The organism is Acidipropionibacterium jensenii DSM 20535, assembly GCF_000425285.1.
Taxonomy (GTDB): domain Bacteria; phylum Actinomycetota; class Actinomycetes; order Propionibacteriales; family Propionibacteriaceae; genus Acidipropionibacterium; species Acidipropionibacterium jensenii.
On sequence record NZ_AUDD01000012.1, the window covers coordinates 68,353 to 87,465 of the forward strand.

Consider the following 19,113-nt stretch of genomic DNA (forward strand, 5'->3'; position numbering starts at 1 on the left):
CGACAGTTCTTGGAGGCCAGATCCGAAGTTCAACCCGACCCGATGAGTACATTGCGGCCAATTTGTGAGAAGGTAGATACGCCGTCTCGCACGACAGGGGTTCCGGAGGACCTGGAACACCTCGACTGTGGCTCATCACTGGCGTCGCCGGGGTTGGGACCGGCATTGGGGATACGAGGTGTATCCCCAAAGCGCTGACAAGGAGTGCACATGGCACAGGGAACCGTGAAGTGGTTCAGCCCTGAGAAGGGTTACGGTTTCATCGCCGTCGACGGGAACGCTTCAGAGGACGTCTTCGTCCACTGGAAGTCCATTCAGACCGACGGGTTCAAGTCCCTGGACGAGGGCCAGCGGGTGGAGTTCGACATCACCGAGGGCCGCAAGGGCCAGCAGGCCGAGAACGTCCGCATCGCCTGATTCAACAAGGCTCGATGAATGATGGCCGTCCCGCACCAGTTCTTGGTGCGGGACGGCTTTCCGTACCAACGAAGGACACCCGATGACCTCACCCGACTCCGGCAGCACTGACAGCCCCGACGCTTCGCCGCAGGCCCAGGGTTCCCCGGACGACCAGAGGTCCCGCACCGATCCGATGGACGAGGCCACCCATCGACTCCGGCCCTCCCGCATCCTCATCTCGCAGGCCGCCGACGCCCTGCCGACCATCGGCGTCGCGTCAGATGTCGGCATGCGGCACCCGACCAATCAGGACTACCTGGCGGTCGACGTCGACAAGGACGCCCGACACGTCGTCATCGTGGTCGCTGACGGCGTCTCCTCCACCGAGGGGGCCGAGCAGGCCGCCGAGGTGGCGGCCACCACGGCCTGCCAGTACCTCACCGCCTGCCTGGCGCAGGGACTTCCGCCCGCCGACGACGCCGTCGTCTCGCTGTTCGGCCATGCGGTGCGGCGCGCGCACCGTGCGGTCCTGGATCATCCAGGGCCCCGGGGAATCGGCGCCTGCACCCTGGTCGCCGCGATCTGCTCCCCCGATCGGGTGCTGGCGGCCAACATTGGCGACACCCGCGCCTACTGGTTCCCCAGCTCCGGCAAGGAGCGCCGGCTGACCGTCGACGACTCCGTCGCCCAGGCCCAGATCGATCTGGGAATGCCGCGCGAGGAGGCCGAGTCGGGAGCCGGAGCCCACGCCATCACCAAGTGGCTCGGCGCTCGCGCCGCCGACCTGGACCCGAGGGTCCACGCCTACTCTCCTCGGATCCCGGGTTGGGTGATGATCTGCAGCGACGGGCTGTGGAATCACGTCCCCGACCCCTCGGACCTGGCGAAGGTGTTCTGGGACTTCGTCGCCAAGGCACCTGCCGGCCCCGATGGGCGTCCCGACCCGAACCATGTCGCCGATGCGCTGGCGGACTACGCCAACGCGTGCGGCGGCTACGACAATGTCACCATCGCCCTGTGGCGGTTGGACGAGGTGCCGGCGGGGACCACTCCGCCCGATCCCCCGGCCCTCGAGCAGACCGCCCCCGACCAGACCGCCGCCGACCAGACTCAGGTCGGCCAGCCCAGCTAGTAGGTTGGGGGACATGGAGATCAAGATCGGAATCACGGACGTCCCCCGTGAGGTGACCATCGAGTCGGATGACAGCGCCGAGACGATTGAGGCCGGGCTGCGCGAGTCGCTGGCCCAGCCGGACGGACTGTTCAGACTCAACGACGCCAAGGGCCGCGTGGTCCTGGTGCCGACCCGCACCCTGGCCTACCTGGACCTGGGTCAGCCCAACCAGCGGCAGGTCGGTTTCGGACGGGCCTGACACCCTCCGTCCACGTCTGGGAAAAGGGTCCGACCTCTTGGCCGGACCCTTTTCTCATGGCTCCAGACCGAGATCTGCCACCCTGCGGTCGTGGCGGGACAGCACCTCGGCCATCACCTCGTTGATCTCCGAGAGGTCGTCCAGCTCGCCGTCGCCGGCGCCGGTGAGCACCGAGCACAGGTCCTGGTGGACCGCGGCGAGTCGCTGGGCCACGCTGAGCACCTCGCCGACCAGCTTCCTGGCGAAGGCCGAGTCTGACGAGTGGTCCGAGGGCACCGACAGCTCCGCCGTCATCTCCTCGTCCCAGCGCACCCTCACTCCGGTGCCCAGTCCCAGCCAGGGACCGAAGGAGCCGCTGGAGGGCTTCAGCTCAGGGCCCAGCTGGGGCTCGACCAAGGAGATGAAGTCGGCGCACAGCCCCACCATCAGATGATCGCGCAGCAGCACCTGGAGCCAGTTCCGGCTCGGCACGTAGGTCGCGATGCCGCTGATCAGGGGCTCGACCTCGGTGAGCTCGCCGAGCCCGTCGAGGTGGCCGCGTGACTCGTCGAGGATGTCGCAGAACTCCCCGGCACGGTCGGCGAGCAGCAGTCGACGCGCGACATCGGGGGCCAGCGGCATGGCCCCGACCACCGCACTCATGCTGTGCAGCGCCGCGGAGCTCACCACGGCCCAGAATGTTGTCACGGCGGCGGGCGGCGGGGTGCCAGGACCCGCGGTGCTGACATCGGTGTTCACACCGCAAGACTAGGCGCCCGGCGTCGCCGCGCGGGCCCGGACACGCCTCCTGGGCCCCGACAGCCCTGCATCGTGGGGGGGCCGGGCGCCACGGCAGGGTTGTCAGACGTCGCCGAACCAGCGCCGGGCCGGGAGGACGACAACCGAACTGGCGACAAAAGGAGATACAGTGGGCGCTGGTGTGTCGACACTTCTCCGCACCTGGCCCCGTCATGGGCACGCGATCCGCAGACCCTGACTCGGGCCGAAGTCCACGACAGCGGGCCTTGACGGGCCCATTTCACGAAGAGGCCACGATCCTGTCTGCTGATTTCTCCGCCCCCACTAGTTTCGCCGAGCTCGGTGTCCGTGACGACATCTGCCAGGCCCTCTCCGGGGTCGGCATCACCGCCCCCTTCCCGATCCAGGCGATGTGCATCCCGATCGCCGTCCAGGGCACCGATCTCATCGGTCAGGCCCGGACCGGCACCGGAAAGACGCTGGCCTTCGGCGTCACCATCCTGCAGCGCATCACCCTTCCCGGGGACGACGGCTGGGATGAGCTGGTCGGCCAGGGCAAGCCCCAGGCACTGGTGATGTGCCCCACCCGCGAACTCGCCCTCCAGGTCTCCCGCGACATCGCCACTGCCGCCAGCGTGCGTGGCGCCCGAGTTCTCACCGTCTACGGCGGGGTTGGCTACGACCCGCAGATCGACGCCCTCAAGTCCGGTGTCGACGTCGTCGTCGGCACCCCCGGCCGGCTCCTGGATCTGGCCCACCGCAAGGACCTGGACCTGTCGCACGCCCGGATCACCGTCCTCGACGAGGCCGACGAGATGCTCGATCTGGGCTTCCTCCCCGATGTCGAGAGACTTCTGGCGATGACGTCGACGAACCGGCAGTCGATGCTCTTCTCGGCGACCATGCCGGCCGCCATCATGGCTCTGGCCAGGGCCCACCTCAACAAGCCGGTGCACATCAGGGCCGAGGGGGCCGATGCTCAGGCCACCGTTCCCGACACCACCCAGTTCGTCTACCAGGCGCACGCGATGGACAAGATCGAGGTCATCGCGCGGATCCTTCAGGCGCGCGATGTCGAGAAGGTCATGATCTTCTGCCGCACCAGGCACGCCTGCCAGCGGCTGGCCGATGACCTGGAGGACCGCGGCTTCAAGGCCCGGGCCATCCATGGCGATCTCACCCAGGTCGCCCGCGAGAAGGCCCTCAAGAAGTTCCGCTCCGGGGACGCCACCATCCTGGTGGCCACCGATGTGGCGGCGCGCGGGATCGATGTCACCGGTGTCTCCCACGTCATCAACCACGAGTGCCCCGACGACGAGAAGACCTACGTCCACCGGATCGGCCGCACCGGCCGGGCCGGCGCGAAGGGGATCGCGGTGACCCTGGTCGACTGGGCCGATGTCACCCGCTGGAAGATGATCAACAAGGCTCTCGACCTGGGGATCGACGACCCGGTGGTCACCTTCTCGACCTCCCCGCACCTGTACACCGACCTCGACATCCCCGAGGGCACGGTGGGGTTCCTGCCCGGGTCCGACCCGGCGACCCGCGAGCCCAGGCGACGTGACGACGACCGCCACGGCCACCACAAGTCCCACGACGACAGCCGCCGCGACGGCGAGCGCAAGGGCCACGCCAGGAAGTCCGGGGATCGCCCCGAGAAGGCCGCCAAGTCGTATCGACCCAAGCGCAAGCGGACTCGACGCCGCAACGGGGAGGTCGTGGCCTCCGGCGAGGACCTGTCCTCCACCGAGCAGGTGTCGGCGCCCTCGGACGCCGATGCTGGCGAGAGGCCCCGTCGCGAGCGAACCGATGCCGGGCGCAGCGGGCATGACGGTGCCCGCGAGGACAGGGCGCAGCGCGACGGGTCCAAGCACGATCGCACCCGGCACGACAAGACCGAGCACGAGAAGACCCCACACGAGAAGTCCCGGCATGACAAGGGCAAGCGGGACAAGGACCACGGCCGGTCCCACGACGAGGTGGCGCGGGACAGCGCTCCTCGGCGAGCCGTCGTCGAGACCGAGGCGGCCGTGGCCAACCCTGCCGGTGACGGGCAGCAGCGCGGAACGAGTGCCGGCCAGCGTCGGCGCCGCAGGACCCGCAGGTCGCAGGCCGACTGAACTGCCCCCGGATTCGCAGATCCCGGTCGCGGGTTCAACGGGCTCTTCCGCCCGGTCCTGAGGGCCGAGCCTGAGGTGTCAGATGCCGGGGGCCGACCGGGAACTCCTTCCCGGTCGGCCCCCGGCATGGCATTCTCTACCCACCGCTGTCTTCGATGCGGTAGCCGCACCCGGCCACCGCATCGATCACCCGCCCGGGTGGGCATCGCTGCGACAGCGACCGGACCGACACCCCGGGGAGGTCTCCCATGCCCGCCACACCGCGTCCCCCGACGGAGGGACACGCGTGGGTGTTCTCCTCCCATCTGCGGCACCATGTGCGCCACCTGGCGGCCTCCACCGGGGTGCCGTGGCGGGTCATCGCGCTTCTCGCCGGGGTGCCCAGCGGCACCGTCAGTGCGATCATCGGACCGACCGGCCGGCCACGGGCGCGGATCCGCGAGGTCGACGCCCGGCAGCTTCTCAACCTCACCTCCGAGGCGATCCTCGCCGCCGAGCGGACCACGGTACCGGTGACACCGACCGTGCACCGGATCGAGGCTCTGGAGGGGGCCGGCCACGGCCGCAGCCAGATCGCCCACTACCTCAATGTCAGCCAGGCCGAGCTGGATCTGCTGACCTCCGGACGACTGGTCACCTGCACCCTGATGGTCAGGGTGCGCGCCCAGGCGGCGTGCGAGGCCCACGGGCTGTGGTGGTCGGAGCCCGACTCCACCCGGGGCACCTGAGATCCCCGAGCGCCGTCGTCCGCGGCGACGTCACAACCTCTGCTGCGGCGTCGGAGCTGGATCAGTAGACCATCTTCATGGCGTGACGGACCTCGTCGAGGGTCTGGTCGGCGATCGCTCCGGCCTTCTCGTTGCCCTCGTGAAGCACCTGGCGCAACTGTCCCTCGTCTGCGACCAGCTCGGCCCGCCGTGCCCGGATCGGTGCGAAGTGGTCGTTCAGCGAGCTGGTGAGACGCTTCTTGAGGGTTCCCGATCCGCCATCGCCGATCTCCTCGGCCACCTGCTGCGGGGTGGTGCCCTCGCACAGCGCGGTGAGCAGCACGAGGTTGGACACCTCGGGACGGTTCTGCGGGTCGTAGCTGATGTGACGATCGGCGTCGGTCCTGGCCTTCTTGATCAGCGCCGCTGTCCGGTCGGCCGACATCCCGATCTCGATGGTGTTGCCGCGCGACTTGCTCATCTTGGTGCCGTCCAGGCCCAGCACGTGCGGGGTGGCCGACAGCAGCGCCTCGGGCTCGGGGAAGACGGGGTGCTCGGGATCGACGCGGCCGTAGCGTTCGTCGAATCGCCGGGCGATCACCCGGGCCTGCTCGATGTGGGGCAGCTGATCCCGTCCGACCGGGACCAGGTTGGCCTTGCAGAACAGGATGTCGGCGGCCTGGTGGACCGGGAAGGTGAGCATCAGGCCCGACATCGGGCGGTCGGAGTTGGCCAGTTCGTCCTTGACCGTGGGGTTGCGGCGCAGCTCGGCGTCGGTGACCAGGGACAGGAAGGGCAGCAGGAGCTGGTTGAGTCCCGGCAGGGCCGAGTGGGTGAAGATGGTGGTCCGCGCGGGGTCGATGCCGATCGCCAGGTAGTCGGCCACCGCCGAGAGGACATTCTCCTGGATGTCGCCGACGCCGTCACGGTCGTAGATCACCTGGTAGTCGGCGATCAGCAGGAAGGACTCGATCCCCATGTTCTGCAGTCGCACCCGGTTGGCCAGGGAGCCGAAGTAGTGCCCGATGTGCAGTTTGCCGGTGGGACGGTCCCCGGTGAGCATCCGCCAGTTCTCCGGGTGCTTCTCGAGGTCGGCCTCGACCTTGTCGCTGCGCTCCTGGGAGCGCGCCAGGGTGGCCTCGTTGGAACCCTCCCCGGACTGCGGGTGGGTGCCGGACTCGGAGGAGATGTCGGTCATGAGTGTCCTTTCAGGCGCCCCCGTCGGCGTGCGCGCGAACGGCCGCCTCAGGGCGGCCGTTGATGGGGGTGAGAGGTTCAGGGCCGCGCGCAGCGGCGCCACCAGCAGCAGCGGGGCGCGGGGGCGGGATCCATGGACGACACTGTACCAAGGCGGCACCCCGGCAGGTACTCCGCTACACGGCGCTGCGCCACAGCAGCCCGCCGCGCATCTGGATGCGGGTGCACAGCTCGCGGTATGCGGTCTCCCGGGTGGTCTCGCAGCCCAGCTCGTGGTCCTTCTTGCCGCTGCCGTGGTAGTCGCTGGACCCGGTCCGGATGAGCCCCAGGCGCCCGCCGAGGTCGAACAGCAGGGAGCGTTGCTCGGGGGTGTGGTCCGGATGGTCCACCTCGATCCCCTCCAGCTGGTGCTCATGGGTCAGAGCCGCGATGGTGTCCGGGGTCAGGACGGCATCGGCCCCCCGGGCCCAGGGGTGGGCCAGCACCGCGGCGCCACCGGCCCCGTGGACCAGGTCGACCGCCTGGGTGAGGTCGCAGGAGTAGCGGCGGACGAATCCGGGTCGGCCCTCGTTCAGCCAGTCGCGGAAGGCCTCGTCGCGATCGGCGACGTATCCCCTGGCGATCATCGCGTCGGCGACATGGGGGCGTCCGATGGTGGAGGCTCCCGAGGCTGCGGTGCGAACGTCCTCGAGGGTGATGCCGATTCCCGCGGCGCGCAGCGCCTCGACCATCCTCAGCAGCCGTCCGGTGCGGGAGTTGCGGAGCAGTTCGAGCTCGGCGAGCAGGTTCGCGTCGTCACGGCGGCACCCGTAACCGAGCAGGTGGATCTCGTGATCCCCGAGCTGGCAGGAGACCTCCAGACCGGGCAGCACCTTGACGCCGAACCGGGGTCCGGCGGCCATCGCCTCGCCCAGCCCGTCGAAGGTGTCGTGGTCGGTCAGTCCGACCACCGCCAGCCCGGCGTAGGCCGCTCTCATCACCAGTCGGGTCGGCGAGTCGGTGCCGTCGGAGACCGTGGAATGTGTGTGCAGATCAATCCGCATGTCCCACCTCCATCACGAGGACGCTGCCACGATGGGCAGGTCAGGATCCCTGGCCGCCACCATGGCTGACCAGTGACCCCAGACTACGCACCACCACCGTCAGCTGCGCCAGTCCGGGGTCGTCGCCGATTCTGTCAACCATCTGCCGGACCTGCAGCTCGGCGTCGCGAAGGTCTCCGGTGGCCCCGGTGGCCAGCGACTGCTCGACCGCCCCGCCGACCGCGTTGAGCAGGTCCTGCCTCAACCCGGCCACCGCCATCGCGTCCCACACCCGGCGCTGCGGCAGACCGGCCAGCAGGTCGGTGAGCCGGTGCAGGCGGATCTGCTCGGCGAGCAGGAAGTAGCTGTGCGAGACGTCGTCCAGATCGACTCCGGTGCGCGCAGAGATGTCGATGGCCGACAGCAGCACCGAGGCCCAGTGGCCCACCGAGACCGCGGCCGCCAGGTCGGTGGGCAGTCCCTGCTCGGTCAGCTCGTGGCGTCGGGCCCCGATCTGCTCTCCGACCACGCCGGGAGCCCGCTCGAGGCCGGACACCAGCCGTGCGGCGCCGGACTCGAACCGGGAGGCGACCGCCGCGGGGCCCTCGGCCAGCGCGGCACTGCCGCGGTGCAGCAGCCAGCGGGTGGTCTCCTCGACCAGATCGCGCAGCACCAGTCTGAGCCGTGTGGTGGTGGCGGCGTCCAGGCCGGCCGCGGTGAGAGCCTCCTCGGCCGCGGCGATCCGGAACACCCGCCGGGCGGCGACCTGGGCGGTGATGATCTCGTCGGGTCCGGCCCCGGTCTCCTGGTGCAGCCTCAGGAAGGCCGACAGTCCCTGGGCGTCGACGAACTCGTTGACCAGCACCATCGTGGTGATCTCGCGGTGCAGCCGGTGAGCGGGCATCGCCCGGGCGAACTGGCGGCGCAGCGGCGTCGGGAAGTAGTCGATGAGGACCTCTCCAAGACGGGGGTCGTCGGGCAGACCGGTCGCCAGCACCTCATCAGCCAGGGCGATCTTCGTCCAGGCGAGCAGGGTGCTCAGCTCGGGGCTGGTCAACCCGTCTCCCGAGGTGATCCGGCGGTCCATCTCGGAACGCGACGGCAGGGTCTCCACGGTGCGGTCCAGGTGGCCGGCGTCCTCCAGCTGCTGCATCCACGCCTCGACCATCCCGACCCGTTCGCGGATGTGCGCCGAGGCGCAGGCCAGGGCGATGTTCTGGGATCTGTTGTGGGCCAGGACGAGGCCGGCGACCTCCTCGGTGAGGGAGGCCAGCAGGGTGTCGCGGTCCTCGCGGTCCAGGCGCCCGGCCGCCACCTCGGCGTCGAGCAGGATCTTGATGTTGACCTCGTGGTCCGAGGTGTCGACTCCGGCGGAGTTGTCGATGAAGTCGGTGTTGATCCGGCCCCCGGCAAGGGAGTACTGGATCCGGGCGGCCTGGGTCCAGCCGAGGTTGCCCCCCTCCCCCACCGCCCTGGCCCGCACCTGTCCGGCGGTGACCCGCACGGCGTCATTGCTGCGGTCGCCGACCTCCAGATCGCTCTGGGTGTCGGCCCTCACATAGGTGCCGACTCCCCCGTTCCACATCAGGTCCACCGGTGCCTGGAGGATCGCGCGAATGAGTCCGTCGGGAGTGAGCGCGGTCACATCGTCCTGCAGTCCGAGGGCCGCTCTCATCTGGTCACTGATCGGGATCGACTTGGCCGACCGTGGCCAGACCCCTCCGCCGGCCGAGATCCTGGCGGGGTCGTAGTCACGCCAGCTGGAGCGGGGCAGCTCGAACAGTCGTCTGCGCTCCAGCCAGGAGGTCTCAGGATCGGGGTCAGGGTCGACGAAGACGTCGCGGTGGTTGAAGGCCGCGACCAGCCGGATGTGGTGGCTCAGGAGCATCCCGTTGCCGAACACGTCCCCGGACATGTCGCCGATTCCCACGCAGCTGAAGTCGTGTGCGGACTCGTCGAGGCCCAGCTCACCGAGATGGCGTCTCACCGACTCCCAGGCACCCCGGGCGGTGATCCCCATCGCCTTGTGGTCGAAGCCGTGGGAGCCTCCCGAGGCGAATGCGTCACCGAGCCAGAAACCGCGCTCCACGGCGATCTGGTTGGCCTGGTCGGAGAAGCTGGCGGTGCCCTTGTCGGCGGCCACCACCAGATAGGGGTCGTCCCCGTCGTGGCGCACCACCCGGTGCGGGGCCACCACCGCTCCGTCGACGATGTTGTCGGTGAGGTCGAGCAGGGCGCCGATGAAGATCCGGTAACAGCGAAGTCCCTCTGCCGCCCAGCCGGCACGGTCGACGGCCGGGTCGGGCAGCCTTCCGGGGTGGAACCCGCCCTTGGCACCGGCAGGCACGATGACCGCGTTCTTGACCATCTGGGCCTTGGCCAGTCCGAGCACCTCGGTACGGAAGTCCTCGGGGCGGTCCGACCAGCGGATCCCGCCGCGGGCCACGGCACCGAATCTCAGGTGGGTGCCCGACACGGTCGGGGAGTTCACGAAGATCTCGCTGCGCGGACGCGGCCGGACGGCGAAGTCCAGCTCCGCCGGGCAGATCTTGAACGCCAGCGCCCTGGTCACCGGCCGGCCGTTGTCGACCGAGTGCACCGGCTGGTAGTAGTTCGTCCTCTTCATCGCGGCCAGCACCGCCCACATCATCCGCAGGATCCGGTCGTGGTCGAGGCTCACCACCTCGTCGAGCTCGGCATCGGCGGCGCCGCGGACCTGTGCCATCGCCGCGAGCCTCTCGGGGCCCGGACCGTCGGTGTCCTCGAAGCGGTCCGGGTCGAAGCGGGTGGCGAAGTAGCTCACCAGCCGGCGCGCCACCGGCGGGTTGGCGATCAGCGCCCGGGCCATGTAGGTCTGCGAGAAGGACACCCGCAGCTGACGCAGGTACCGGGCGACAGCGCGCAGCACCCCGACCTGGCGGGCGCTGAGAGCCGCCGCGGTGACCAGCCCGTTGAAGGTGTCGGGCTCCCCGGTCCCGGTCCAGGAGGCCTCGAAGGCCTCGGTGAAGCGGTGCCTGTCGGCGGCGGTCCAGCCCTCGGCACCCTGCACCGCCAGGCCCAGGTCGAACAGCCAGACCTCGGCCCCGCGCAGCAGGATCCGGTGGGGGTGCTCGTCGATCACCTCGACCCCCAGACTGGTGAGGTGGGGCATCACCTGCGACAGGCTCATCGCCGAGCACCGGTTGAACACCTTGAGGCGAAGGTCGGAGAGGTCCTCCGGGTCATTGGGCCGGTACATCACCAGCGCCAGCTCCCGGTCCTCGGGGGTGGTGTTGAGCAGTTCGAGGTCGAGCAGCCCCTGGCGCGGGGCGAACTCGGCCCGGTAGTCGGCGCCGAACTCGATGCCGCGCCGATCGGTGGGCATCTCCTCCACCAGGTCGCGGAAGTCGTCCTCCCAGTTGCGCACCGCCTGGGCGACAGCCTTCTCCAGGGCCGCGACGTCGACCCTGGGCAGGGGCTGACCGGGGGCCATCGTGGCGGTCACCATCACCCTCACCAGGGCCGGCCCGGCCATCTCCATCTGGGACTCGACCTGTGCGGCGCCGGTCTGACGACGGACGACCTCCTCGGTGATGGACCGGCTGTGGGGCCCGTAGCAGTCGCGCGGGATGAAGGCCATCACGTGGATGAACCGGCCCCACCGGCCGGGGCGCACCAACACCCGGGTGCGTCGTCTCTCCTGCAGGTCGACCACCTGCTCGACGAGCGGGGCGAGCTCGTCGGCGTCGGCCTCGAACAGCTCGTCGCGAGGGTAGCCGGTCAGCACCCGGGTGATCGCCTTGCCGCCGTGGGACTTCATCGGGTATCCGCTCAGCGCCAGGATCCGGGCCGCTTTGGCCCTCAGCACCGGGATCCTGCTCACCGGGTCGGTGTATGCGGTCTCCCCCAGCAGACCGAGGAAGCGGTGCTCCCCGACCAGCCGGCCGTTGGCGTCGCGGATCCGCACCCCGATGTAGTCGCGGTAGTCGTTGCTGCGCACCCGGGCGCGCACCGAGTCCTTGGTGACCACCAGAGTGGCGAGGTCGTCGTCACCGGCCAGGGCGTCGAAGCGGTTGGCCGGCCAGCTCTGCCGGGCGCAGATCCCCAGCGCGGTGCCGGGCACCGGCTCGACGACTCCCTCGGTGATCGAGAACTGCTGGTAGCCGAGCATCAGGAAGTTGTCCTCGGCCAGCCAGTTCAGCAGTTCGACGCTGGAGTCGCGGTCATCGGAGGGGGCGGTCGATGCCCCGACCTGGCCGGCCACCCATGCCATCCGTTCACTCATCGCCGGCCAGTCGTCGGTGGCCCTCACCACCTCGGCCAGGCAGTCGTCGAGTTCTGTGCGCAGCTGCTCGGCGGCCTGCCGAGGAGTGTTCCCCAGGGCCGGCGCCGCCTCGATGTGCACCCAGGACTCGTCCCGCCCCTCCACGGCCCCCTGGGTCGAGACGCCGACCAGCCTGCCCTGCTCGTCGCGCCGCACTCCCAGGACCGGGTGGATCACCTCGCCGATGCTCCACCCCAACCTGTCCAGGGTGACCAGAATGGTGTCGACCAGGAAGGGCCGGTCGGCGGTCACCACCTCGATGATCCCGGCGTGGCGTGGCACCCAGTCGGCGCGCGCCTCGATGCGGATGCGCACCTGGTCGGGGTCCAGCCGGGCAGCCAGATCGAGTTCATTGCGGATCATCCGGGTGAGGTAGTCGGGCGACCGCGAGGCCAGGTCCGAACCGCCCAGATGCTCCAGGAATGCGGGCACCAGTCGTTCGGTGTCCATCTCGAGATCGTCCACCGGTCCACACTCCTTCGTGCTGATGGGTGACTCATCCCACACTAGCGACGATCCTCGCCCTCGGGAATGGAACGCCCGGCGCAGATCGGGTGAGGGTGACGCCGCCGGTCCGGGGTGCCAGACTGGGGAACCATGGACATCAACACCAGCGCACAGTTCGCGGCCGACCCGAACACGGTCTGCGCGATGATGACCGATCCCTCGTGGTGGCAGGACGTCTACCGCCGGATCGGTGCCACCACCAGCGATGTGACGGTCACCGACACCGGCCTGAGCCTCGATCTGGCTCTGCCCGCTCCCAGTCAGGTCAAGAAGTTCGTCGGGGAGACGATGGCCGCCCACCAGGACCTCAGCTGGGGTCCGGCGGCCGACGACGGGTCTCGCAAGGGGACCCTCACGATCACCCCGAAGGGTCTCCCCGCCAAGGCCGTCGGCCATGCCGATCTCGCGGTCGGGGGCCCCGGCAGCGTCATCACCTACACCGGTGAGTTCACCGTCTCGATCCCGCTGGTGGGCCGCAAGCTGGAGTCGACGGCGGGCCCCTACATCACCCGCGCCTTCGATGTGCAGCAGGAGGCCGGTAACGACTACCTGAGCGCCCGGTCGGCCCAGTAGGGCGTCCCGGCAGCCTCACATCGGGCAGCCTCATACCGGGCAGTCCCGCACCACGGTGTCCACAACGCAGTGTCACACCGTGGTGTGAGGATCGCTGGCCTCCTCGGGCAGCTCCTCGGTGATGTCGTGCCAGGACAGCTCGTGGCTGGCCAGCAGGCTCTGCACGGCGACGTCGCTCCAGGCGTCGTCAATGACCATGCCGGCGATCGCCCCGGCGACCGGAGCGCTGACGGCGTCGTCCTCGTCGGCGAACCAGGCTGTGATGGCGGAGGGCTCGAGGCGGGTGACGGTGACTCCCCCGTTGTCGACCTCGCCGTTGGCGGCCAGGACCGAGTCCTGGACCTGGGCGACCAGGACCAGGCGCCTGCCGAAGCGGGCCAGACCCCAGATGGAACCGATCACCATCGCGGCCCGCTCGGCCTCCTCGTCGCCGCCGCTGCTCAGGTCGAGCACCGACCGCAGCTCATCGGTGACGGTGAACCCCTGCAGGTCGGTTCCGCCCTCCTTCAGCAACTGCCGAGCTCCCCGCGCATCGGTGGGCAGGAAGACAAGTCGGTGTGCGTCTCGTACCGGGCTGCTGGAAATCGCCATGGATGAAAACCTCCTGGAACTGTGAACTCATCCACGGTAGCCCGAGCCGGAAAACATCTCGACCCGCGGACCTCAATCGTCCAAGGGTCGAGATGCCCGGGACTTGTCCACAGCCGGGAGTTGTCCACAGATCGGGTGACGTGCTCTGGTCAACCGAACCGCCATCGGTTGGACTGTGCCCATGACAGCGCTCATCCCCAGCCCAGCACCGCTCGGACACATCCTGGCAGCGGCGGAGGGGGTGCTGCTCGAGCAGGTCGCCGACTGGCTCCCCCGGCCCTCGCCGCCGCGTGACCTGTCGCTGACCGACCAGGACCCGCTGCCGCTCGACGACGACGGGGCTCCGGACCGCGACGACCCCCCGACGATCGACCTGCGCCATCCGGAGAAGCCCGCCGCCCGGGCCTCGGCCGCTGCGGTGGCCGGGGCGATCCTGGAGTGCCTGGCGGGACACCGACCCGCCAGCCATCTGCGCATGCTGTGCACCGACCAGGCGTTGTCCCGGGTCCGCCGATGGCCCCGGCGGACGGGCTGGAGACGGGCGCGAGTCACCGCCGTGCCGGTGGTCAGGCTGGCCCGGGACCAGGTCGACGCCGTCGTGATGATCGCCCTGGCGGACCGCCATCTGGCGATGTCTGTGCGGCTGAGGAGGTACGACGAGAGGTGGCTGGTGGACGACGCCCAGCTCCTGCTCACCGAAGGGGTGAGCGAGGCCCTCCAGGCACCCTGAGTCGCGCCTCGTCTCAGGCGGCGGTTCCGCCGTCCTTGCCGTGGCAGTGCTTGAACTTCTTGCCCGACCCGCAGGGGCACTTCTGATTGCGCCCGACGTTCTGGAAGCCGGCCGGCCGCGAGCCCTCGTCCTGCTCGGAGTCATCGGTCTCATCGGTGTCGCCGGTGAGCTCCTCGTCGGACTCCTCGGGGCCGCTGTAGGCCACCGATGCGCCGCCCAGGGCGGCCCGGCTGCCGGCCGTGGCGCCGGCGCCCACCAGACTGTCGGCGGTGACCGGAGCCCCGTCCTGCCCGGTGATGACCCCGACCTTGGAGGGTGCCGGAGCCTGGATGTCCAGGTTGAACAGGAACCCGACCACCTCCTCCTTGAAGGCGTCCATCATCTGGTTGAACATCTGGCCGCCCTCCCGCTGGTACTCCACCAGCGGGTCGCGCTGGGCCATCGCGCGCAGTCCGATGCCCTCGCGCAGGTAGTCCATCTCGTAGAGGTGCTCGCGCCACTTGCGGTCCAGCACGGTGAGCAGCACCTGACGCTCGAGCTCGCGCATGGTGTCGGCCCCCAACGACTCCTCCCGGGCGTCGTAGGCGCTCTGGGCGTCGGCGACGAAGGCCTCCACCAGCTCGTCCTGGTCCTCGCAGTCGACGAAATCGGTCTTGTCGATGGACACCGGGTAGATGGTGGCCATCTCCTTCCACACGTTGTCGAGGTCCCAGTCCTCGGCATACCCCTCGGTGAGGTTGCGCACCGCGGTCTCCACCACCCGGTCGGTGGTGGCCCGCAGCTCGTGCTCGACGTCGGCGCCCTCCAGCACCTTGCGCCGGTCGGCGTAGATGGCGTGGCGCTGACGGTTCATCACGTCGTCGTACTTCAGGACGTTCTTGCGCATCTCGAAGTTCTGCGCCTCGACCTGCTTCTGGGCGCTCTCGATCTGACGGGAGACCCACTTCGACTCGATCGGGACGTCGTCGGGCATCTTGAGGGTGACCATCGCCCGCTCGATCACCTCGGGCTTGAACAGCCTCATCAGCTCGTCCTGGAGGGAGAGGTAGAAGCGGGACTCGCCGGGATCGCCCTGACGTCCCGACCGTCCTCGAAGCTGGTTGTCGATGCGCCGGGACTCGTGACGCTCCGAACCGATGACGTAGAGCCCACCCAGCTCCATCACGTCCTTGTGCTCGGACTCCGACTGCTTCTCGAACTTCTCGAGGGTGTTCTTCCAGGCGATCCGGTAGGCCTCCTCGTCCTTGACCGGGTCAAGACCCTTGTCGCGCAGGTCGATCTCGGTGAGGAACTCGGGGTTGCCACCGAGCATGATGTCGGTGCCACGGCCGGCCATGTTGGTCGAGACGGTCACCGCTCCCTTGCGCCCGGCCAGGGCGACGATCGCCGCCTCCGACTCGTGGTGCTTGGCGTTGAGGACCTTGTGCGGGACGCCGGCCTTCTTCAGCTTGGCGCTCAGCAGCTCCGACTTCGCCACCGAGGCGGTACCGATGAGGATCGGCTGACCCGCCTCGTGGCGTTCGACGACATCGGCGATGATGGCGTCGAACTTGGCCTCCTCGGTGCGGTAGATGAGATCCTTCTGGTCCTCGCGGATCATCGGCTTGTTGGTCGGGATCGGAATGACGCCCAGGCCGTAGATCTTCTGGAACTCCGATTCCTCGGTCTTGGCGGTGCCCGTCATGCCGGCCAGCTTGTCGTACATCCTGAAGTAGTTCTGCAGGGTGATGGTGGCCAGCGTCTGGTACTCGTCCTTGATCTCGACGTGCTCCTTGGCCTCCAGCGCCTGGTGCAGTCCCTCGTTGTAGCGGCGCCCGGCCAGTGTGCGGCCGGTGTGCTCGTCGACGATCAGCACCTCTCCGCTGGAGATCACGTAGTCCTTGTCCCGGTGGAACAGCTCCTTGGCCTTGATGGCGTTGTTGAGGTAGCCGATCAGCGGGGTGTTCTCGGACTCGTAGAGGTTGTCGATGCCGAGCCTGCGCTCCACCTTCTCGATGCCGGGCCCCAGGACCGAGATGGTGCGCTTCTTCTCGTCGACCTCGTAGTCGCGGTCGCGCACCAGCTTGGTGACGATGCGGGCGAACTCGGGGTACCACTGCTTGTTCTCCTCGGCGGGACCCGAGATGATCAGCGGGGTCCGGGCCTCGTCGATGAGAATCGAGTCGACCTCGTCGACGATCGCGAAGTGGTGGCCCCGCTGGACGCAGTCGTCCAGCGAGTTGGCCATGTTGTCGCGCAGGTAGTCGAACCCGAGCTCGTTGTTGGTGCCGTAGGTGATGTCCGCCTGATAGGCGGCCTTGCGCTCCGTCGGGTTCATCTCGGTGAGGATCGCCGAGGTCTCCAGGCCGAGGAAACGGTGCACCCGCCCCATCTGCTCGGACTGGACTCGCGCGAGATAGTCGTTGACGGTGACGACGTGGACGCCCTTGCCACTCAGGGCGTTGAGGTAGGCGGGCAGTAGGCCGACCAAGGTCTTGCCCTCACCGGTCTTCATCTCGGCGATGTTGCACTCGTGGAGGGCGGCGCCGCCCATGATCTGCACGTCGAACAGGCGCTTGCCCAGCACCCGCTGGCCTCCCTCGCGCACGGTGGCGAAAGCCTCCGGGAGAAGCTTGTCGAGGTCCTCCCCGTTGTCCAGGCGCTGCTTGAGATCGGCGGTCTGGCCCGACAGCTCATCGTCGGACATCTCGGAGTAGTCCTCCTCGATGCTGTTGACCTGGGAGACGATCCGGTTGAGATGCCGGATCACCTTGCCTTCGCCGGCATGCAGCATGCGATCCAGTGGGTTCACAGGGATGGTCCTCCTCCAAGGATGAATCAGTCGCTCGCGCCGCGGACGCTGACGACCTTGCTCGCACCCAGGTGGCAGGTCGCGAGCCGCCCTCCATCCTAAACGCTGGGCCGCCAACAACCCAGCGCAGACTCATCCCGGGCCGGTGGGAATCAGCCCAGAGCCACCGCCAGCTGCCCGGCCAGGTCGCCGACGCCGGTCACCCTGATCCGATCGAGCCGTCGCCAGCTCGCGGCCACCGACAGGTGATCGGCCAGAGCCCGGGCTACCGCCGACCAGCCGGGGAAGTCGGGACTCTTCTCGGCCCCGGGCTCGCGCCAGACGGCGGCCACCTCGAGCTCCCCGATCTGACGGCGGGCCCTCAGATCGACCCGGGCCACGAAGTCCTGGCCGAGCAGGAAGGGCAGGCTGTAGTAGCCGAAGATGCGCTTGTGCTCTGGGACGTAGATCTCGATCCGGTAGTCGAGGTCGAACAGTCTCAGGGCCCGCGGCCGGTGGAAGATCAGCGGATCGAAGGGGGAGACCAGGGTTGCGGCGCCGATCCGTCTCGGGACGGTGGCCCCGACCCGCATCCACCAGCCGGCCTGGCCGTCGACGGTGACCGGGACCACCGTCCCCTCCTCGGCTAGCTCCGCCAGGGCGGCGCGGGTCGGCAGTCTGCGGGTGCGGAAGTAGTCGACCAGGTCGTCCTCGGTGAAGACTCCCAGCGCCGCCACGGCCCGGGCGGCCAGTGCCCGGTGGCCCTCCCGGGCAGACAGTGCGGGCCGGGACCTGATGGTGGGCGGCAGCACCCGTTCAGGGAGTGCGTAGACCTTCTCGAAGGAGGCGGTGCGACCCGCCACGGCCACCCGGCCGCTGCGCCAGGCCCATTCCAGGGCGGTCTTGGTCTGTGACCAGTTCCATCCCCAGCTCTCGGGGTGCATGCCGCGCTCCCCCGCCGAGACCTGCCGGGCGGTGGCCGGGCCGCGGGCCAGCTGTGCGACCACCTCGTCGACCAGATCGGGGCGCTCCTGACTGATTCTCAGCATCTCCCCCCAGGCCTCCTGAACCGCGCTGGCCTGCCGGTGCCGCAGCGCCGGCTCCAGGGTGATGTCGACCAGGCTGGCAACGTGGGCCCAGGTCTCGTGGAGCAACGGTCTGCGCCCGGTCGACGCGTCCACCAGGAGCGCCGGATCATAGCTGCCGCACCGGGTGAACAGCGGCATCTCGTGGGCGCGGGCGAAGACATTGACCGAGTCCACCTGGAACAGCGCGAGATGCCGCACCGTCCGGGACAGGGCCGCCCTGTCCACCCGTGCGGGTGGTGTGCGGCCCAGCCCCTGGGCGGCCAGGGCGAGCCTGGCCGCCTGACGGCGTCTCAGAGCACGCGCGACGTGCTCGATCAGCGAGCCTTCTCCAGATCGAGATGGATGACGCCGAAGTTGTACCCCTTGCGACGCCGGTAGACGACGCTGGGGGCCTTGGTCTCGGCGTCGACGTAGAGGAAGAAGTCGTGACCGACCAGCTCCATCTCGTCGAGGGCCTGGGCCAGGGTGAGCGGGGCGCCCGGGAAGACCTTCTCCTTGACGTACAGCGGACCCTCGCCGGTGACCTCGACGTCACCGGCGATCCTTCGGGTGGGGATGATGTCGCGTGCATCATCGGTGATCTCGTCGGCAGGCACATCGAGCACCTGGGAGACCCGCAGGCCGCGACGACTGCGTCGTCGGTCGGCGGCCTTGGCCAGCTGGCTGCGCATCCGCTCGGAGGCCTTGTCGAAGGCGACCATCTTGTCGGCCGCCTGGCCGACCGCGCGCACCACCGGGCCGCGGGAGCGCAGGGTGAGCTCGCAGGTGGTGGCCTGGTCCTTGGCACCCTTGGTGTCCTGCACGGTGAAGACCACCTCCACCCGCTGGACCCGGTCTCTCAGCTTCTCGACATTGGAGATGCGATCCTCGACCTGGCTCCTGATGTCATCACTGATCTTGCAGTGCCGGCCAGAAACGATGACGTCCATATCGACCTCCTGTGGTCTGTGCCGGATGGGCTCCGGCGCATATATACGAATGGCACGATCCCG

At 69.0% G+C, this 19,113-nt stretch carries 15 protein-coding genes; 7 read left to right on the plus strand and 8 right to left on the minus strand.

Features of this window, described 5'->3' with window-relative positions; translation table 11 throughout:
• Window positions 1–210 precede the first annotated feature (210 nt).
• The 3 genes from H590_RS0109080 (at window position 211) to H590_RS0109090 (ending at window position 1,772) form a co-directional block, all read left to right on the plus strand.
• On the plus strand, window positions 211–417 hold the full coding sequence (locus H590_RS0109080; RefSeq protein ID WP_028703303.1) for a cold-shock protein: 207 nt from the start codon (window positions 211–213) through the stop codon (window positions 415–417).
• A 175-nt stretch (window positions 418–592) separates the two neighbouring features.
• Entirely contained in the window at window positions 593–1,531 is a 939-nt protein-coding gene (locus H590_RS15875) for a PP2C family protein-serine/threonine phosphatase (protein WP_084149407.1), read from the plus strand.
• A gap of 13 nt (window positions 1,532–1,544) precedes the next feature.
• A complete protein-coding gene (locus H590_RS0109090; protein ID WP_028703304.1) occupies window positions 1,545–1,772 on the plus strand; it encodes a DUF3107 domain-containing protein in 228 nt (75 codons plus the stop codon).
• Window positions 1,773–1,826: 54 nt separating this feature from the next.
• Here H590_RS0109090 and H590_RS0109095 read toward each other — a convergent pair whose 3' ends face one another.
• Window positions 1,827–2,393 carry a hypothetical protein gene (locus tag H590_RS0109095; RefSeq protein WP_028703305.1) on the minus strand — a complete coding sequence of 189 codons (567 nt, stop codon included), beginning with the start codon at window positions 2,391–2,393 and terminating at the stop codon, window positions 1,827–1,829.
• Between the two features lie 329 nt (window positions 2,394–2,722).
• On the opposite strand from H590_RS0109095, the gene H590_RS0109100 reads away from it, so the two are divergent.
• Complete coding sequence (locus H590_RS0109100) at window positions 2,723–4,633, plus strand: DEAD/DEAH box helicase (RefSeq protein WP_051238374.1); 1,911 nt, start codon at window positions 2,723–2,725, stop codon at window positions 4,631–4,633.
• A gap of 248 nt (window positions 4,634–4,881) precedes the next feature.
• Window positions 4,882–5,361 carry a hypothetical protein gene (locus tag H590_RS0109105; protein ID WP_028703307.1) on the plus strand — a complete coding sequence of 160 codons (480 nt, stop codon included), beginning with the start codon at window positions 4,882–4,884 and terminating at the stop codon, window positions 5,359–5,361.
• Between the two features lie 61 nt (window positions 5,362–5,422).
• Here the strand turns inward: H590_RS0109105 and trpS are convergent, their stop codons facing one another.
• From trpS to H590_RS15880, 3 genes are all read right to left on the minus strand, one after another.
• On the minus strand, window positions 5,423–6,538 hold the full coding sequence (trpS, locus tag H590_RS0109110; RefSeq protein WP_051238378.1) for a tryptophan--tRNA ligase: 1,116 nt from the start codon (window positions 6,536–6,538) through the stop codon (window positions 5,423–5,425).
• A 175-nt stretch (window positions 6,539–6,713) separates the two neighbouring features.
• Complete coding sequence (locus H590_RS0109115) at window positions 6,714–7,580, minus strand: PHP domain-containing protein (RefSeq protein ID WP_084149402.1); 867 nt, start codon at window positions 7,578–7,580, stop codon at window positions 6,714–6,716.
• A 40-nt stretch (window positions 7,581–7,620) separates the two neighbouring features.
• Complete coding sequence (locus tag H590_RS15880; RefSeq protein WP_414973650.1) at window positions 7,621–12,312, minus strand: NAD-glutamate dehydrogenase; 4,692 nt, start codon at window positions 12,310–12,312, stop codon at window positions 7,621–7,623.
• 147 nt (window positions 12,313–12,459) lie between these two features.
• On the opposite strand from H590_RS15880, the gene H590_RS0109125 reads away from it, so the two are divergent.
• The gene (locus tag H590_RS0109125; protein WP_028703310.1) at window positions 12,460–12,942 is read left to right on the plus strand and encodes a DUF2505 domain-containing protein; all 483 of its coding nucleotides are present in this window, start codon (window positions 12,460–12,462) and stop codon (window positions 12,940–12,942) included.
• Between the two features lie 72 nt (window positions 12,943–13,014).
• Here H590_RS0109125 and H590_RS0109130 read toward each other — a convergent pair whose 3' ends face one another.
• Window positions 13,015–13,533, minus strand: coding sequence for a DUF6912 family protein (locus H590_RS0109130; protein WP_051238382.1), 519 nt, complete (start codon window positions 13,531–13,533; stop codon window positions 13,015–13,017).
• 181 nt (window positions 13,534–13,714) lie between these two features.
• On the opposite strand from H590_RS0109130, the gene H590_RS0109135 reads away from it, so the two are divergent.
• Complete coding sequence (locus tag H590_RS0109135; RefSeq protein ID WP_126412636.1) at window positions 13,715–14,263, plus strand: Rv3235 family protein; 549 nt, start codon at window positions 13,715–13,717, stop codon at window positions 14,261–14,263.
• A gap of 13 nt (window positions 14,264–14,276) precedes the next feature.
• Here H590_RS0109135 and secA read toward each other — a convergent pair whose 3' ends face one another.
• The 3 genes from secA to hpf form a co-directional block, all read right to left on the minus strand.
• The gene (gene secA / locus H590_RS15885; protein WP_442858034.1) at window positions 14,277–17,054 is read right to left on the minus strand and encodes a preprotein translocase subunit SecA; all 2,778 of its coding nucleotides are present in this window, start codon (window positions 17,052–17,054) and stop codon (window positions 14,277–14,279) included.
• A 152-nt stretch (window positions 17,055–17,206) separates the two neighbouring features.
• Window positions 17,207–18,346, minus strand: a complete 1,140-nt coding sequence (locus H590_RS0109145) for a winged helix-turn-helix domain-containing protein (protein ID WP_161626015.1) — start codon at window positions 18,344–18,346, stop codon at window positions 17,207–17,209.
• A gap of 89 nt (window positions 18,347–18,435) precedes the next feature.
• On the minus strand, window positions 18,436–19,050 hold the full coding sequence (gene hpf / locus H590_RS0109150) for a ribosome hibernation-promoting factor, HPF/YfiA family (protein WP_414973639.1): 615 nt from the start codon (window positions 19,048–19,050) through the stop codon (window positions 18,436–18,438).
• Window positions 19,051–19,113: the final 63 nt, after the last annotated feature.

Coding starts and splice junctions, on each gene's coding strand:
- H590_RS0109080 (WP_028703303.1), top strand. CDS start 211: ATGGCACAGGGAACCGTGAAGTGGTTCAGCCCTGAGAAGGGTTACGGT.
- H590_RS15875 (WP_084149407.1), top strand. CDS start 593: ATGGACGAGGCCACCCATCGACTCCGGCCCTCCCGCATCCTCATCTCG.
- H590_RS0109090 (WP_028703304.1), top strand. CDS start 1,545: ATGGAGATCAAGATCGGAATCACGGACGTCCCCCGTGAGGTGACCATC.
- H590_RS0109095 (WP_028703305.1), bottom strand. CDS start 2,393: ATGCCGCTGGCCCCCGATGTCGCGCGTCGACTGCTGCTCGCCGACCGT.
- H590_RS0109100 (WP_051238374.1), top strand. CDS start 2,723: ATGGGCACGCGATCCGCAGACCCTGACTCGGGCCGAAGTCCACGACAG.
- H590_RS0109105 (WP_028703307.1), top strand. CDS start 4,882: ATGCCCGCCACACCGCGTCCCCCGACGGAGGGACACGCGTGGGTGTTC.
- trpS (WP_051238378.1), bottom strand. CDS start 6,538: ATGACCGACATCTCCTCCGAGTCCGGCACCCACCCGCAGTCCGGGGAG.
- H590_RS0109115 (WP_084149402.1), bottom strand. CDS start 7,580: ATGCGGATTGATCTGCACACACATTCCACGGTCTCCGACGGCACCGAC.
- H590_RS15880 (WP_414973650.1), bottom strand. CDS start 12,312: ATGGACACCGAACGACTGGTGCCCGCATTCCTGGAGCATCTGGGCGGT.
- H590_RS0109125 (WP_028703310.1), top strand. CDS start 12,460: ATGGACATCAACACCAGCGCACAGTTCGCGGCCGACCCGAACACGGTC.
- H590_RS0109130 (WP_051238382.1), bottom strand. CDS start 13,533: ATGGCGATTTCCAGCAGCCCGGTACGAGACGCACACCGACTTGTCTTC.
- H590_RS0109135 (WP_126412636.1), top strand. CDS start 13,715: ATGACAGCGCTCATCCCCAGCCCAGCACCGCTCGGACACATCCTGGCA.
- hpf (WP_414973639.1), bottom strand. CDS start 19,050: ATGGACGTCATCGTTTCTGGCCGGCACTGCAAGATCAGTGATGACATC.